The 16,147-nt window shown below is 59.9% G+C and carries 17 protein-coding genes; 11 read left to right on the top strand and 6 right to left on the bottom strand.

The features are described 5' to 3' along the window. Position 1 precedes the first annotated feature (1 nt). The 11 genes from DL240_RS01960 (at position 2) to DL240_RS01910 (ending at position 13,603) form a co-directional block, all read left to right on the top strand. Complete coding sequence (locus tag DL240_RS01960; protein WP_111728172.1) at positions 2-3,673, top strand: tetratricopeptide repeat protein; 3,672 nt, start codon at positions 2-4, stop codon at positions 3,671-3,673. Continuing rightward, a complete protein-coding gene (locus DL240_RS01955; protein ID WP_111728171.1) occupies positions 3,670-5,010 on the top strand; it encodes a tetratricopeptide repeat protein in 1,341 nt (446 codons plus the stop codon). Before DL240_RS01960 ends, DL240_RS01955 begins: the two co-directional genes overlap by 4 nt. Further along, complete coding sequence (locus DL240_RS01950) at positions 5,003-5,260, top strand: hypothetical protein (protein ID WP_111728170.1); 258 nt, start codon at positions 5,003-5,005, stop codon at positions 5,258-5,260. Before DL240_RS01955 ends, DL240_RS01950 begins: the two co-directional genes overlap by 8 nt. 255 nt (positions 5,261-5,515) lie before the next feature. After that, positions 5,516-6,157 carry a MotA/TolQ/ExbB proton channel family protein gene (locus DL240_RS01945; RefSeq protein ID WP_111728169.1) on the top strand — a complete coding sequence of 214 codons (642 nt, stop codon included), beginning with the start codon at positions 5,516-5,518 and terminating at the stop codon, positions 6,155-6,157. A 128-nt stretch (positions 6,158-6,285) separates the two neighbouring features. Then, positions 6,286-6,951 carry an ExbD/TolR family protein gene (locus DL240_RS01940; protein ID WP_111728168.1) on the top strand — a complete coding sequence of 222 codons (666 nt, stop codon included), beginning with the start codon at positions 6,286-6,288 and terminating at the stop codon, positions 6,949-6,951. 57 nt (positions 6,952-7,008) lie between these two features. Then, positions 7,009-7,620 (top strand): ExbD/TolR family protein, encoded by a 612-nt coding sequence (locus tag DL240_RS01935; protein WP_111728167.1) that lies wholly within the window; start codon positions 7,009-7,011, stop codon positions 7,618-7,620. Positions 7,621-7,789: 169 nt separating this feature from the next. Further along, a complete protein-coding gene (locus tag DL240_RS01930; RefSeq protein WP_111728166.1) occupies positions 7,790-9,184 on the top strand; it encodes an AgmX/PglI C-terminal domain-containing protein in 1,395 nt (464 codons plus the stop codon). A 196-nt stretch (positions 9,185-9,380) separates the two neighbouring features. Next, positions 9,381-9,983, top strand: a complete 603-nt coding sequence (locus tag DL240_RS01925) for a hypothetical protein (protein WP_111728165.1) — start codon at positions 9,381-9,383, stop codon at positions 9,981-9,983. Between the two features lie 47 nt (positions 9,984-10,030). Next, on the top strand, positions 10,031-11,347 hold the full coding sequence (locus tag DL240_RS01920; protein WP_146618048.1) for a hypothetical protein: 1,317 nt from the start codon (positions 10,031-10,033) through the stop codon (positions 11,345-11,347). A 59-nt stretch (positions 11,348-11,406) separates the two neighbouring features. Next, entirely contained in the window at positions 11,407-12,030 is a 624-nt protein-coding gene (locus DL240_RS01915; protein ID WP_158542290.1) for a polysaccharide biosynthesis/export family protein, read from the top strand. Between the two features lie 145 nt (positions 12,031-12,175). Beyond that, positions 12,176-13,603: a serine/threonine protein kinase gene (locus DL240_RS01910; protein WP_111728162.1), complete on the top strand. Its 1,428-nt coding sequence runs from the start codon at positions 12,176-12,178 to the stop codon at positions 13,601-13,603. A gap of 81 nt (positions 13,604-13,684) precedes the next feature. On the opposite strand, the gene DL240_RS01905 is transcribed toward DL240_RS01910, so the two are convergent. The 6 genes from DL240_RS01905 to DL240_RS01880 all read right to left on the bottom strand — a co-directional run bounded on the left by DL240_RS01905 (position 13,685) and on the right by DL240_RS01880 (position 16,047). After that, positions 13,685-14,035, bottom strand: coding sequence for a YtxH domain-containing protein (locus DL240_RS01905; protein WP_111728161.1), 351 nt, complete (start codon positions 14,033-14,035; stop codon positions 13,685-13,687). 62 nt (positions 14,036-14,097) lie between these two features. Continuing rightward, positions 14,098-14,406, bottom strand: coding sequence for a hypothetical protein (locus DL240_RS01900; RefSeq protein ID WP_111728160.1), 309 nt, complete (start codon positions 14,404-14,406; stop codon positions 14,098-14,100). 47 nt (positions 14,407-14,453) lie between these two features. After that, positions 14,454-14,723, bottom strand: coding sequence for an ElaB/YgaM/YqjD family protein (locus tag DL240_RS01895; protein WP_111728159.1), 270 nt, complete (start codon positions 14,721-14,723; stop codon positions 14,454-14,456). 126 nt (positions 14,724-14,849) lie between these two features. Beyond that, entirely contained in the window at positions 14,850-15,122 is a 273-nt protein-coding gene (locus DL240_RS01890; RefSeq protein ID WP_111728158.1) for a DUF3618 domain-containing protein, read from the bottom strand. Continuing rightward, positions 15,065-15,508 carry a phage holin family protein gene (locus tag DL240_RS01885; protein ID WP_158542288.1) on the bottom strand — a complete coding sequence of 148 codons (444 nt, stop codon included), beginning with the start codon at positions 15,506-15,508 and terminating at the stop codon, positions 15,065-15,067. The genes DL240_RS01890 and DL240_RS01885 overlap by 58 nt, the downstream gene beginning before the upstream one ends. A gap of 119 nt (positions 15,509-15,627) precedes the next feature. Beyond that, positions 15,628-16,047 carry a hypothetical protein gene (locus tag DL240_RS01880; protein ID WP_111728156.1) on the bottom strand — a complete coding sequence of 140 codons (420 nt, stop codon included), beginning with the start codon at positions 16,045-16,047 and terminating at the stop codon, positions 15,628-15,630. Between the last annotated feature and the right edge of the window lie 100 nt (positions 16,048-16,147).

The following is a 16,147-nucleotide window of genomic DNA, read 5'->3' as shown; positions in this document are numbered from 1 at the left end:
CATGGCTGAGAAGACCCCATACAGCCGCCGGGGGCGGTGGATCGGAGCGCTGGTGCTCATCGCGTTGTGCGCGGGGCCGGCGCATCTGTGGGCCCAGGAGCCCGCCGAAGATGACGTGAGTCCGGCCGACGTCGCCGTCGAGGAGTCCCCGGAGTCCGGCGACCCACAGGATTCCGCGACCGAAGCCGGCGACGCTGGCGAGGAGACCACGGAGCAGGAGGGGGCGCCTGTCGACTCGGGCGAAGAGACCCCGGGCCTGGTGGCCCTGGAGGCGCCGGCGTCCGCCGATCCGGCATTTCGCCAGGCCCTGGAAGACTACAGCAAAGCCTATGAGCGTTACGCTGTAGCCATTCAGGACTATCAGACGACGATCAATGGCATCGTCGAGGCGGAGTTCAATCGCCGCCTGGCCGAGATCAACAGTGCGTACGATGAGAAGATTCGTGCCGGCGAGGCCATCGAGCGGGAGCGCCGCGTGGAGGCGATCGCTTCTTTTGAGCAGTTTTTGAGCGATGTGCCCAACGATCCGGAGTACACCCCGGATGCGCTCTTTCGATTGGCGGAACTTCACTTCGAGAAGGCCAACGACGACTACCTGCGAGCCGATGAGCGCTATCAAAGCGAGTTAGCGCGGTACGATCGCGGGGAAATCGCCGATGAGCCCCGTCCTCCCCAGCGAGATCTTCAGACCACGGCGGCGCTCTTTCGACGCCTGATCACCGACTGGCCAGACTTTCGCTTTGCCGACGGCTCCTACTATCTGCTGGCCTACGTCGAACTTCAGATGGGGAGACCCGATGTCGCCCGCGATCTCTGGGCACAGCTGATCATCGAGTACCCGGAGAGCCGCTTCGTCAATGAGTCCTGGCTGCGGATCGGTGAATACCATTTTGAGCATGCCGAAGCCGACGGTCCCTCCATGATCGTGGAGAACCTCAACCTCGCGCGTCAGGCCTATGAGAACGCCATGGATGCCGAGGGCAGCGCGTTCTACTCCGAGGCGCTCTACAAGCTGGCCTGGACCTACTACCGGCTGGGCGACTATCACCAGGCGATCACAAACTTCAAAGAACTCGTTGAATACAGCGACGAAGTTCAACGACGGACCGGTCGCTCCGGCGCTGCGCTCCGCGAAGAGGCAGTGCAGTACATCGCGATCAGCCTGGCGGAGGAAGACTGGGATCTTGGCGAGGAAGACCCGGAAGAGTTCGATCCGGATGCCGACCCGATGATGGATCGGGTGCGTCAGTACATCTCCAGTGGGCAGCCCTACGAGCGCGAGGTCATGGCGCAGTTGGCCGACTACGTCTTTGAGCGCGCCAACTATCAGCAGGTCGTCGAACTCTACGAGCATATGCTCGCCCAATATCCAGAGCATCGCGATAATCCGAAGATTCACGAGCAGATCATCGTCGCGCTGCACCGCGATGGGCAGCCGGAGGCGGCGTTTGCCGTCCGCCGGGAGATGCTGGAGTACTACGGCCCGGAGAGTGCCTGGTTTGCTTACCATGAGCGGCTAGGCAACGATGAAGCGCTACGCCAGGCGGACACGCTGGTACGCGACAATCTGCTGACGGCGGCAACCTGGTACCATGAGCAGGCTCAGAATCTGCGTAACGAAGCGCTGGTGCGTCGAGACCCGGCTCTGCTGGCGCTCACCGAAGAGCGCTACGCGATGGCCGCGGATGCCTACGAAAACTTCCTGCGCCGCTATCCCAACGATCGCGAAGTCTTCCAGTGGAACTTCTACTACGCGGAGTGTCTTTACTACTCCGCGCAGTATGACGAAGCGTTTCGCCAGTACCAGGTGGTGCGCGAACTCGATATTGAAAATAACGAGTATCAAGAGATCAGTGCCTTTAACGCGATCAAGGCACTTGAATTCATGATTAGCGATAAGGTCGAGCGCGGAGAACTCACCCCGACGGCGATGGCTGGGGCCGATATCGATCAGGCTCGCGAGGCTGCGCAGGAGATGGAAGAGCAGCGCGAGTATGACGAGTCCCGTGGTGAGCAAGCGGTGACGATCGAAGGCGAACCCGTTCCGGAGCTGGTCGATCGTTACGTGACCTCGATGGATCGCTACGTGGTGCTGCAGCTGCAGAATCCGGATGATGCGTTCCTGGGAGCGAAGTTCGCCTTTCAGGCAGCCAAGATTTATTACGACTTCCGAGACTACGAAGAGGCGCGCCGGCGTTTTGCCTGGGTTGTGGAAAACTACCCCGAGCACGAGGTGGCCTACCTGGCAGGTAGCCTGATTCTGGAGACCTTCCGCGACGAGAATAACTACGCGGCGATGGCGGAGTGGGCCGATCGCCTGGCTGAGGTCATTCGTGGCGAGCAGGCCGACGCGGTGCGTGCCGAGGTGCGGGAGTTCCGCCTGGGGGCGCTCTTTAAGTCGGCTGAGGATCTTTATGCGGCGGAGCGCTACGAGGAAGCCGCTGAGGAGTATCTGCGGCTGGTCAATGACGCGCCCGATCACCAGTACGCCTCCAAGGCCCTCAATAACGCGGCTGTGGCCTACGAAGTGATCCGCAAATTTGATTCTGCGCTGCGCCTCTACGAGCGCGTCTATCAGGAATATCCGGATGACGACCTGGCCGGCTATGCCATTTACCGCGTCGCGGTGAACTCCGAGCAGTTCTTCGAGTATGAGAAAGCCATTCAACACTACCAGCTCTTCTATGATCGCTATCGCGGGGAGAGCCCGCCGGAGTTGGCGGCGATGGGCTTTGACATCGAAGAACGGCGCAAGACCTCGTTGATGAGCATCGCGGTGCTCAACGAGAGCCTCCAGAGCTACCCGGAAGCCGCGCAAACCTACACCGAGTATGCCCGGGTTTACGCCAGCGATGAGAATTCGGCAGACGCCGTCTGGAAGGCCGCCGAGGTGTGGGAGAAACACGACGATCTCGACCGTATGGTCAGCACGCTGGAGAGCTACATTCAGCGCTTCGGCGGAGCTGAAGGGCAGGAAGAGCGCTCCATGGAGGCGCGCATCCGCATTGCCCAGGTCTACGAGGATCGTGGTGATACCCGTCGTGCCGCGCGCTGGTACCAGGATGTGTTGACGACTTATGAGCGCCTGGGGCTGGAGCCCCCCAGCTTCTTTGCGGCCCAGGCGCAGTTTATGCTTGTGGAGCATCGATTCCGTGAGTGGGAGAAGCTCAAGATCGAGGGATCGGTCGCCCAGCAGGGGCGCTTGCTCCAGCGTAAGATCGAAGAGCTTCAAGAGCTGGGCCAGGAGTACAGCAAGGTCTTTGGTTACCGGTCCTTCGATTGGACGCTGGCGGCCAACTACCGCATCGGATTCCTGGCGCAGAGCCTTGCGGAATCTCTCTACGAAGTACCCATTCCCTTTGATGAGGACTCCGATGAGTATTTCATCTACCAGGGCGAGCTCGAGGCGGTGGCCTATCCGTTGGAAGAGCAGGCGATTGAGCGCTACGAGCGCACGATTGCCGAGGCGCGAAATGCCCGGGTGGTCAATGAGTGGACCAAACGAACCCTGGAACAGCTCAACCGCTACCGCCCCAATGAGTATCCGCTCTTCAAAGAGGAGCGACGCCTTCGCGAAGGCATCGCCCGCCAGGGAATTCCCTATCTGAGTCCGGAGTCCTATCAGACGCGTCAGCAGCGCATGGAACTCAACGCTGAGGAGGACACACCATGAGTTCGCGGATTCTGACCCGAACGCTGCTGGGGGTATCGCTGAGCGCCATCCTTCTCGCCGGGTGTTCAGGCGCGCCGGTTGAACCCGATGAGATCCCCGCAGAGGGGAACGTGGCGGAATTGTTGCCCGGCGCCGCGGAGCCCGGTGACTCCGAGCCCGGGGAACCGGCGCAAGCGACGACGTCGCAGGCCCGAGCGCAGAACGCCCCCGGTGTGGCGCCGGCCTCCGGTCATGTGCAGGCGCGCATTGATGCCGCGCTCGCCAGAATTGACGACGGAGATGCGAACACTGCGATCGAGATTCTCAGCGATCTGGTCGGCGAGCCCGAAGGTGGATATCTCGCGGCGTACAACCTGGGCGTGATTTACGATCGCCGGGGAGAAGGCGAAAACGCGGTACGGCGTTATGTTCAGGCCCTGCAGCTGGAGCCCGATTTTACGCCGGCGCTGGTCAATCTGATTCGCCTCTATTTGCGCGCTGATGCGCTTTCGGACGCGGACTCCGTGGCGCGGCGGATGTTGGAAGCGCGCCCCGATAATCTCGATCATCGCGCCGCCCGATTGGAGGTGACGATCGCCCAGGGGCGCTACGAAGATGCCGTACGTGGTGCCCGGGATATTCTCCGGCAGGACGAGCGTCATGTGGAGGCAATGTTCCAGATGGCTCGGGCCAACTACCGGCTGGAGCGGCTGGAACTCGGGCGCTCCATCCTGGCAAGTGCGTTGAAGCTCTCCCCGGAGCGTGCCGATCTCTACTACCTCTTCGGGGTCATTGAGTGGGATCTGGAGAACGATGAAGGGGCGATCGCAAACTTTGAGAAGGCCATTGAGCTTCAGCCTTTTTTCCCGGAGGCGCGCAACAACCTCGCCGTGCTCTTGCATCAGGCCGGTGACTACCCCGGAGCGATCGCTCACCTGAAACAGGCCGTCACGGACTTTCCGGAGTTTAAACAGGCCTACGTCAATCTGGGGAACTCTCAGAAAGGCGCCGGGGAGTACGGTCAGGCTGAGGCGTCTTTCAAGCGGGCGATCGCCCTGGACGGGGCCTTCGCCGACGCTCACTTCAATCTGGGGATCCTTTACCTGGAGAGCGAAGTGCCTGGCTATGAGGCGATGGAGCGCTATACCAAAGCGATCGAGTCCTTTAACGAGTATCGCGCGGCCAGCCGCGATCGCCTGGGCGCCGACGATCCGGTGAACGCCTATATCAACGAGGCGAACAACGCCATTGAGCAAGAACGCGCGCGCGAAGAGATGTTGCGTCGCCAGCAAATGCTTCAACAGCAACAAGAGGAGCCTGCTCCGGCCGACGACGATACAGGAGGTGATGATGTCTGAGAAAATTCGGCTTCTGGCAGCCGCGGGTGCGCTGGTGGCAGCGAGTCTGTCCCTGGCCGCCTTCAGGTCAACTCCGGCGCATGCGCAGCAGGCGATCTTCGAGTTCGATGAGATCGTTGTGGAGGGGCGAATTCAAAAGCCGGAAGCCTTCTATATCATCCAGGCGGCTAATCTCAGCTACGAGCCTGTAGACCCCAAACCAACCTTTCTTCCCGAGCTGCTGGAATCCGTTGAAGAAGAGCCTTTCTGAGAGGATCGTAACAGGCCGTTAAGTGCCGAGAACACGCCGAATTTTCGGGTTTGACTCGGGTGAAAAAGCGCTTTGCTGGCCTAAATTCTTTGTGATATACCTTCATCCCTCAGTGGGCGCTTTTAGACAGGTCCACGAGCGCCAATGCTCGGCAAGCCGGCAGGGTTTCCGAGACGAGTGTTCGTATAGTTCTTCATTCCCCTAACAGCATTGCCGAGCAAGCTACAATCCCAACACGTACGGAGGTAATCGGACATGGCTGCGATCAGTGAAGCCTTTCGCGATGGTGGTTTCTGGATGTACATCATCCTTGTCACCAGCGTCATCGCACTTGGCGTGACTCTTGAGCGTTTCTTCTTCCTGTTCTTCAAGTTTAACATGAACGCGCAAGCGTTTATGGCGCAGATCCAGAAACTGGTGATGGCCGACAACGTCGACCGCGCGATTAAGCTGTGCAACGCCGCCTCGTCGCGCGCGCTGCCGCACGTCATCAAGGCTGGTCTGACTCGTGCCAATAAGGGCGAGGTCGAGATTCAGAACGCGATGGAAGAAGCGACTCTGGAAATCGTGCCTAAGATTCAAAAGCGGACCAACTCGCTGCAGACCATCGCTAACGTTGCGACCCTGATGGGTCTCCTCGGTACGATTATGGGTCTGATCGAGGCGTTCGAGGCGCTGGAAAGCGCCACCCCGGAAAACCGCCAGCGCATGCTTTCTCGCGGTATCGCCATGGCCATGAACACCACGGCGTTCGGTCTGATTGTGGCCATCCCCACGATGATCGCTCACCTGGTGCTTTCGGGCGTGACCAAGAAGATTCTCGACGAAATCGACATGTACAGTGTCAAGCTCGAGAACCTTCTGGTGACCCGCGGCAAGGGTGGCCCGGTCGAGTAAGCCTGACCTCCGTGTATGGTAGAAACAGCCGGGCATCACGTTAACCAGGTGCCCGCTGTTTCCTCCTCCCCACGGCACTCACCCTACGCATCTGCACGCACGTTTTACGATTTCGTTAAGGAGGCCAGATGGCTCGCCGTCCACGCGAGGAAATCGGACTGCCCGAAGACCTCAACCTGGCACCGATGATGAACCTGGTCATCATCCTGATTCCCATGCTTCTGTTGTCCGTGGTCTTCCTGGAGGTCAGCGTCATTAACGTGACGATGCCTGTAGGCGGGGCGGCAACTTCCGATCGCGAAAAGCCGGAAGAAGATAAGCAGCCGCTTAATCTGGCAATCAGCATGTCAGCCCAGGGCTTCTACATCACGGCGGCTGGCACCAAGATGCAGCCGATGCCCGGATGTCCCACCGGTGGACCCTCGATCTGTCTGGAAGATGACTCGATCGATACCGCCGCACGCTTTGAAGAGGCGCGTCGCCTTTACGCAGCGGATGATAAAGTCCGCGGTGAAGAGGTGCTCCTGGAAGGGCTCAGCGCGTACAATTATCGCGAGCTCTACAACCGTCTCTCAATCATTAAAAATGAATTTCCTGAAGAAACCACCGTCACGCTTACGGCCGACGATAAGCTGCCCTTCGCGCTTACGACCCGTGTGATGGACGTGGTTCGCTATCGCCTGGAGGAAGATTCCTACGACTCCAACGCGGAGTTCTGGGACTCGAAACCTCGCGCCGAGGGTGACACCTACGCGATCCTCTTTGGTGACCCGGCGTTTGGCATGATGCAGTAAGCGCACCTCGCTAAACTCGCACAAGAGCACGAGAACCTGATCTTACGAGTGTGATCCATGGCAGATAATCAGCAAAGCGGCTTTAAGCGCGACGACGAAGAGTGGATCAAGGCGCAGCGGGCTCGGGATGCCAAACGCGCTAAGAGCGCTGCTCGCCGGAAGGCAGATGAAGGCGGGAGCCTTAATATTAACTCCCTGATGGACATCATGGTCATCATGCTCGTCTTCCTGCTTAAGAGCTATGGCGACGAGCCGCTCAAGGCGATCGATGAAGACCTCAAGGTTCCGTCGAGTGCCTCTCAGCTTAATCCGGAAGATTCCACCACGATTACCGTGACGCGTTCCTCCATCCTGGTGGACGATAACTTTGCGGTAGATGTGAAAGATGGCGCCATCGATCCCAGCAAGAAGCGGGATGGAGAGGCGTCGGCAATGGTCATCAATCCCTTGCTTGAAGAAATCACCAAGGCGGTTGAACAGAAGAAGAACGAGCAACGTCTTCTTCAGGAAGACTATGTGCCGGAGGCTACGATCATCGCTGATCAGAGCACCCCGCACCGCTTGATGCTGGAGGTGCTTTTCACGGCGTCTCAGGCACAGCTCAATCAGTTCCGTTTTGCGGTGATTCGCTCCACGTTTACGTCCCTGGGTGGCCAAAGCGCGGAATGAGGCCACCTTTGATCTCCTTACCGCCGTTTTCGCTCACGGGGGGCGGCGGTAGCGAGGCGGATCGGATGGACCTCCTCCGGGGTTCGTTTGACTCAGAGTAGGATTGTTTGGTGGCTTTGACGGTGGGTGTGAGCGCCCTCCGAGGTGTCAGGCTCCGAGGAAACGCACCATGGCAAAAGCATCCGGTCGAAAAATTCTACGGGTTGGCTTGATCCAGAACGAAAAAGTTCTGGAGGAGCGTCTCCTGCGCAAGGAGGAGACGGTCACGATCGGATCAGACTACAAGCGAAATTTGCTTGTAGTGCCTGCCTCCAACCTGCCCAAATCCTTTGTGCTCTTTGAGCACGCAGGTGGCAGCTACGTGCTGCAGTTTACGGAAAAGATGGAGGGGCGGGTCTCCCGAGGAGGCTCGGTACAATCGCTGGCCGAGCTTCGGTCCAGTGGGGTCGCCAAGAAGAAGGGCGATGTCTACCAGGTCAAACTCGATGCGACGATGCGTGGTCGCGTGGTCCTCGAAGATACGACCGTGCTCTTTCAATTTGTCACGCCTCCTCCGGTGCGACCGGTGCCTGCGCTTCCCGCTTCCATGCGTGGAGGCCTGTTGCAGGGAATCGATCGTCCGCTGGCAGTTCTGATCTTACTCTCCGCCATCATTCAGGTCGGCTTTGTTGTGTTCGTCGAGAACAAGCAATGGCCCGTGCCCGAGGAGACGGAGTTTCGGATTCCCGATCGAATTGCCCGCATTATGGTCGAGGAGCCGGAAGATGAGCCGGAGCCCGAGATTCCGGAAATCGAGAACGAAGAGGGCGAGGATAGCGGAGAAGGTCCGGCGGAACCCGCCGAGGCCGCTCCCGCCGAGCCCAGTCGCACGCCGGAAGACGTCGCGGAGTCCCGTCAGGAAGAGCGTCTGCGTCTGACCGAGCAGGTTCGTGATGCAACGGTTCTCCGAGTTCTTACCGCGGAGGGCGAAGGCGGGGAGTCGGCCATTGCCCGGGTGACCGACAGTCTGCGCAACATTGGCGCGGACGAGGCGTTTGCCGGCTCGGAGCGCATTGAGTATTCGGCCGGCGGTGGTGATCGTCTGGAACTTGGGCGCGGTGACCGCGATGCGGATGGCGTGGGTACGAGCGCATCGATCGGTGAGATCGGTTCGACCAAAGGTGCGTCCAAGGCCAAAGGCGGAGTTGATACCGGCGAGCGAAAGACCAAAGAGATAAAAGCTCGCCCGATTTCGATTCCCAACCCGGATGATGCGGTCGGAGGGAATTTCGATCAAAATGCCGTGTCGCGCGCACTTCGTAGAATTCAGCGAAACATCCAGGATTGTTACGAGCGGGAGCTTCGTCGCAACAACTCGGCATCGGGTACGGTTCGAGTGGTGGTGACGATTTCCGCGGCGGGTTCACGCGGGCGCGTCAGTGATACGCAGGTAGCGGTGGACGAAGTCGGTGGTGGCGTCGGTCAGTGTGTGGCCGGCGAGATTCAACGCCGTCTGCGTGTTCCCTCGCCCGATGGCGGGGACGCGATGTTCACGTTGCCCTTTGTTTTCTCCCCCGGTAGTTGATCGCCGGCTCGGGGGGAAGCGCGCGGCATATCTTGCTGCGCGCTTCCGTGATCTTATTATTTATCTAAGGCGATCATGACGACGGGGGGCTCCCCGAACTGCTGTAAGGGACAGGGAGCGACCGTCGCAACCGGTTGGCGGGTCAAATCACCACGTGTTGTCTGATGCGCTCAACCCACTGATCTCAGGATGTGCCATGAACACCACCATGCGATGGGCGACGATGTTAACGCTCGGGTTGATGCTGGTCGGCGGCGGTGCCGCGGTAGCTCAACAGTCCGATGAAGGCGAGCGTTTGTTGACCGACTTTAACGATCGCAACGGCGGAGGTGTGATTGACGAAGACCTCGATGCGTTGACTCCGGCGCAAATGAGCGATCGGGCGGCGAATAAGATCGATGCGATGCGGGTGACGCTGGAGAGTACCACTCAGCTGCTCGACAACGCTCGGGACGAAGAGCGAGATATTCTCAAGATCAACTGTATTAACGAGAAGCTCGCCTCGATTCGCGGTTTTGTGAAAGTCAGCGAGCAGAGTTACGTGAGCCTGACCGATAGCGTCTCGGCAAATGACGGGGCCGCCTCGCGGCACCATTACACGCTGGTTAGTATTGCGGGGCAGCGTGTCTCGGGCCTCGGTGAGGAGGCGCGCGTGTGCGCCGGTGAGGAACTGCGCTACGCGGACGACGCGGTACTGGAGGTGTCGGTGGATCCGGGAATCGGTTCTCCGGATGAGGACTTCCTCGCCGATGAACGTGAGGTGCTCGATCGCCTCCCCGAGCTGACCCCCTACCAGTGAGCCAGTCGCCCTGCGGCGACGGCTAACCCCGATATATGAGATTGCCCATGATGGGAAGATGGTTGAAAAGGGCCGCCATCTGTGCGGCGGCCAGCGCAGTAGTGTTCACGTCACAGTCGGCCGCGGCAGAGTGGGGCGATGGAGTCCAGGGAGGCTCCTTACGCCTGCACCCAGGCGTGACGCTCGGGGCGGGCTTTGACTCCAACCTTTATTACTCCTCATCTCGCGAGAACTCGAGCATTCGCCAGGTGCCCGAGGGCTACATCGAGCCGAGTCTCAAGCTGAGCACCCCGAACCCCGCGATGTGGGATCTCAACGGGTCGGCCGCCGTTGGCTGGCGCCAGTATCTGAGCTCTGAGGAAACGGTGGCCAGCCAGAGCGGTCTGGCCGCTAACCTGGGAGCCAGCCTGACATGGAACCCGCGCGGGGTGTTCAGTCTGAGGCTCTCGGAGAACTTCGTACGCACCAATGAGGCGCCCAGCTACGAGTCGGCGGATTCGGTAAACCGCATTTTTAATCGAGCAGGAGCGATGCTCGGGTTTCATCCCGGTGGTCGGGTGCTGGAGTCGTATCTGAGCTACGACTTTTCGCTCTATCGTCACAATCTCTACGAGGAACTCGATCGTTCAACCCATCACGTGGGTTGGAAAGGCCACTGGTCCTTCCTTCCGAAGACCGCACTGGTGGCAAAGGCAGACTATCGACGCATCAATTACGTGAGCGCCTACCAGGGCGGGCCCAGTGGCGATGTGGTCAGTCCAGAGGGGCGGCTGCGTAATGCCAACAGCACGCCGCTTCGTCTCACGGGAGGGTTGCGGGGGCTTTTGACGCAGCGGATCACTCTCGGGCTGCAGGCCGGCTACGGATGGGGCTTCTACGAAGCGAACTCCGGGCCTGATTTTAAAGGGCTTCTGGTGCAGGCTGAAGCCAGCTATCAGTTCGGGCCTGTGGAACTCGATAGCCGCATTCGTGCCGGCTATCAGCGGGACTTCACCGATTCGACGCTTGGGAACTACTATACCTACCACCGTGCGCTGGTGGGGTTTCAGCAGGGGCTTGTGGGCGGGCGGCTGCGGCTGGGGCTCGAGGCGGATGCGCAAATGCGCGACTACGCGGATCTGGGAGTACGACAGGTCGTGACACAAGACAACGTGATTACACTGCCGGAGAATGTGTCCGATTTGTTAGTCGGGGTACTCGGAGAGACATCCTTTGAGATTCGCAAAGGATGGGACCTGGGGCTTAGCTACCGTTTTGTGTCGAACTTCACCGAGGATATCATCGAGGTGGAAGGCCTCGGTGAAAACTCGGTGCGCGACTATCAGCGACATCATGTCGTGTTGAGCACGACGCTGACCTACTGAAGCGTGTCGCTGCGGGCATCGACTGCAGGGGCATGTGTGTGACTTCTGGAGACGCTTACGTGACTCATTCTCGGGTGCAATTCTGCTGGTGGGCGGCGCTGGTTGCCATCGTCGCGTTTTTGAGCGCATGCGCTCATGAGCGCGTCGATCCGGCTTACCTGGCGCTTGTGGAGCAGCAAGCAGAGCTGCCGCCGACCGGCGAGTTGGGGCCAGGAGATCGTTTTTTGTTGCGCGTTTATGGGGAGGAGGGGTTAAGCGGCGAGTTTACGGTTGGCGCGGATGGTACCATTAACTTTCCGCATATCGGGCGTTTCCGTGCAGAAGGGCTTACCTGCACTGATGTGGAGGTTGAGCTGACCCTGGGGCTTGGTCAGCATGTGCTCAAGGATCCCAACGTTCAGTGCACGATCATGGAGTATAACTCCAAGCGCATCTTTATCTTTGGTGAGGTTCGGGAGCCGGGAACCTTCCCCTATAAAAATAATATCAGCATCATCGAAGCCTTTGCGTTGGCCGGGGGCTTTAGCGAGCGTGCAAGTACGAACAATACCAAGCTTACCCGGGTCGTCGACGGGGTGGAGATTCAGGTGCGTGTGCCGCTCCAGGAGATCGTGGAAGGGCGTCAGAGAAACCTGCGACTCCTCCCGGGGGACATTATTTTCGTGCCGGAATCTGCGTACTGAGATCCGCGGCGGGGAGGTGCGATAGTTCGGGCCGACTGTAGGGGGGGGCTGCTAGCTCAGGAGCATGTGTTGTCAGCAAAAACGCCGTTGGAGTACGCTCAGATGATGTGGCTACAACTCGCCTCTTGATCGGGAGTTCGATGAGATGAGCGAAGGCATGACTCAAGGCGTTGATAGCGGTGCCGGGACTCGGGAGTATCTCGAGGTGGTGGGCGGGCGTTACGGCCTAGTTCGTGTGCTCGGTGAGGGGGCGCTTGGGCGTACGTATCTCGCTTATGAACTCGAGGGGGCAGAGACACCAGTAGCCGTTAAGGAGTTGTTGCCCAACCGAATGAAGCGGTGGAAAGACTACGAACTCTTTCACCGTGAATGCGAGATGTTACGAAGTCTCCATCACCCGGGAGTTCCACGCTATCGCGCGCACTTTACGATTCCCGGGAAAGATGAAGGATCGCCAGAGCGCCCATTCCTCGTACAGGAGTATATTGAGGGGAAGAACCTCCAGGACATGCTTGATGAGGGGCGTGTTTTTGACGAGGAGCAGGTGCGTGATGTTGTGCGCCAGACGCTGGAGGTGCTGGAGTATCTGCACGGGCTCAACCCTCCGGTGATTCATCGGGATATTAAGCCTGCCAATCTGATGATGCGTGGCGACGGCTCGATTGCAGTGATTGACTTCGGGGCGGTGCGGGAGTCGGTCACCGCCGATGGGCTGGGGTCGACGATTGTTGGAACGTTCGGGTACATGCCGCCCGAGCAGTATGCAGGGGCGGCACAGCCGGCGACCGATCTATTTGCGCTGGGGGCCAGTGCGGTGCAACTTCTCAGCGGAACGCCGCCCGGGGAGCTTTTTGAGGGGCTGCATACCTTCCGCTTGCCTGAGGACCTTTCGGTAACCCTCGGCTTTGAGCGGGTACTACTCGGGATGACCGAGCCGGAGGTAGGGCACCGAATTCAAAGCGCTCGTGAGGTGTTGGACGCGTTGGCGGATGAGTTTTTGATGATTCCCCGAACATCGGTGGTGGGGCGCTTGCCTGTTCCTCACGAGATTCTCGATGCTCCGCGCTCTTTCCCGGGGTTTTTCTTAAGAGACGCCTATCTGGGACGAAGTCACCTGGGAGTCGTGGCGATCAATGGTGTGGCATGCCTGGCGACGATCAGTTTTCCTATCGCCGCGGGGATGACCGGGATGGTGAGCCTGGCGGTGTTGGGGGCCTTTATCTTCCTGTGTACGTTGGGCATGGCCTGGGCGGCCAGCTCCCGGGCGTTTCACGATATCGCGGTGTATCGAGCCGGAAGGTATACGCTGGGAGAGGTCACCGGGAGGTTTACGGACATTGGTGGTGACACGGCCAAAGGGGTTCGGCTGACGTATCGCTTCCCGGTTGGGACGGGATATGTCTATGGGAGTCTTGCGACGAGGGATCGAGCCTTTCAAGCGTTGCGTGCGGGGGACCCGCTGGGATTAATCTATCTGCCGGAAACGCCTGAGGAGCATGTGATGTATGCCGTGCCTGCAACATGGTCGAAGCGTCAGGAGACTCAGACAAAGCGTAAGGCGCTGGAATTCTGAAGGGGGCGCTCATCTTGGTGTGGATGCGAAAGAGTAAAAAAAAGCGCCCGTAACGGGCGCTTTTTTGTGCGGTATCAGGGATTAGCCACGTGCCGCGGAGGAGTCGCCGGCCTGTGTGGCGGGCGTGGCCTCCATACCTTCTTTGCTCTTGCGGCTGGCCTGGCTGATTTTTTCGTTGCCGCGTTCTCGCAGGTCTTCCAGGGAGTGGCGCAGCTCACTGCGCAGCTCATTGCCGCGTTTCGGCGCGAAGAGCAGGCCGAGAGAGGCTCCCACGGCGATGCCGGCGCCGAATACGCCGAGCATGGGGAGGACCACATCCATGGTGGACTTGCGGTGTTCGAGGCCCAGGCGGTCGAGGAGGTTTTCGACCGAGGCGTCGTAGGTGGAGCTGACGTTGCGGTTGACGTCATTGATGACTTTCTTCCAATCCATAGAACTCTCCTTGATGGCGAGAGGGTGAGTGTGGGCAAAGACGGATGAGAGCGTGGGGACGCTCAGCGCTGAGAGGGGTCGAGCTCGGTGTTCGTGAGTGAACGTAAGTGTGAGGCGGCCATCGGCAAGACCATCGCCTTGAGGCCTACACGCATCATTCGACGGGTAAAGGGGGTGAAAAGGCCTCCGCCGAGCACGTAGCCGACACCGGCGGCCGCTGCCAGCACGGCGTAGGGGTTGCGGTCGTACATGTGCCCCAGGGGGTTATCACGGCGAAAGTCGTCGTACAGGTGCCGGGCGTCATCTATGAGACGCCGGGACTCGTCGAGGTAGTCGCGGGGCTCTTCGAGGTCGTGCTTCTGGTCAGACATAGAATACTCTCAGCGACGGGTCATCATCAGCGCGAGGGAAGGGGGGATCAGGCCAGCCAGCGCCGGCTTGCGAGTCGTCCGATCAGGTAGCCGGCAGCGAGCGCGCCGACGATGCTCAGACCCGGGTTGGTGCGGATGAAGTCGACCGCCTGGTCGTTGAACTCTTGGAGGCGCTGGCGGGTATCATCGTAGCCCTGCTCAATTTCGTGGTACTGCTGCTCGATGCGGGTGCGGGCCTCGGCAGCGCGTTCGCTGATGCCGGGCTGGCCGGTGGGCTCGGTGACGGGAGCGGCGGAAGTGGGTTTGGCCTCGGTCATGGTCCAGAGTCCTTATCGAGGAAAATCGGGGGGAGGCAAGGCGCCGGGGTTGCCGGCGGCCTGGCGACGAGAGACGGGTGCCGGGAGCGCGTAAAGTATGCACCCGCGTAGAAAAAGCAACTGCGCTCAGCGCAATGCAAAGTAGAGCCCCACCCCGAAGGCGATGCCAACAGTTTGCTTGGGATGGTCGTGGACCCATTGGCGCCAGTCAAGAGCCCGCTCCATGGTGGAGCGTACCTCGGTTTGGAGCATGTCCAGGCTGGTGGCGATCTGGCGGCGAGAAGCCTCGATTTCGCGCCGAATCTCGTCGGGAGAGTTGGGAGTGGGGCGGGAGTCGATGTTTACGAGGGCTCCGCCGGGAGCTGTGGGGACGAGCTCTTGCGAAGTTGTTTTATCCATTGCTTGTTCCTTTCAAGCTCCTCGGAGATCTGAGGCAAGCGCACGCCGCTGTCGTTGAGTTGGCTGGAGAGACGGGCGATCGCGACGCCGGCTACCGCCAGATGGAGTCCGGCAAGTACGGCGCAGGTGATGAACATCGGCCCGGAGCCTCCGAGCCAGAGGGCGAGGAGCACGATCGCTGCCAGTAAAAGCAGGTATCCGACCAGCGCGAGGGCGCCGAACACCACCAGGCCGATGACCTGAGTGGCGACCTGCTTGAGCTCTTCTTTGGCTTCATGGCGAGCCAGTTCTACGTGCTGGCGCACCAGATTGGAGAAGCCTTCGGAGAGGCCGTGGATGGCAGCGTTGAAGCCGGCCTGGCCCTGCGTGTCGGAGCGGCGTTGCACAAAACCTCCGGTGGTCGTTGGGACGGCGAACGCAATGTCTCGCGGTCGGCCCGAGCGGGACAGCCTAAACTCTAATCGCAGCGCGATTGCGGTCCACCGCCTCAGGCCGGTGGGAGCGCTTAGTTTGCGGCTTCGATGGTGACGGTGGCCAGGTTGCGCTCGGTGATTGAGGCGCTTGCCGAGGTGACGGTGGCGCCGATCGGGTGGGCGCCGGTGTCAAAGTTGGTGAACCAGCTCTTGGAGATGCCGCTGAGCACCACCACATTGCCCTCGGCGACCACGCTCTGGGGCACGGCTTCAATCTCGGGAGATTGGGTGAAGACGGTCACCTCTTCGATTTCGTCGGTGAAGTTGACCACGGTGAGTTCGATGGTGAAGTACTCATCGGTCATGCCCGTTTCGGAGAGCGAGATGACCGAGGGGGTGATGGTCATCGAGGCGATGCCCGGCTCGGTGGGATCGAGAAGACAGCCCGAGAGGGAGAGAAGCGCCACGACCAACAAAAGCAGGGGCGTCCTGGCGAGGAGCGTTCGCATCATAGAATTCTCCGTAAGCGAGCCTCGCGAGCTAGCGAGGTCCATGAAGGCCATAGATGATATGCGGGGTAGCCTTACCACGGTCGAGGATCGGGGGCCAAGT

The sequence above is a fragment of the Lujinxingia litoralis genome (assembly GCF_003260125.1).
Taxonomy (GTDB): Bacteria; Myxococcota_A; Bradymonadia; order Bradymonadales; family Bradymonadaceae; genus Lujinxingia; species Lujinxingia litoralis.
This window is presented reverse-complemented; position numbering and strand designations above follow the sequence as displayed.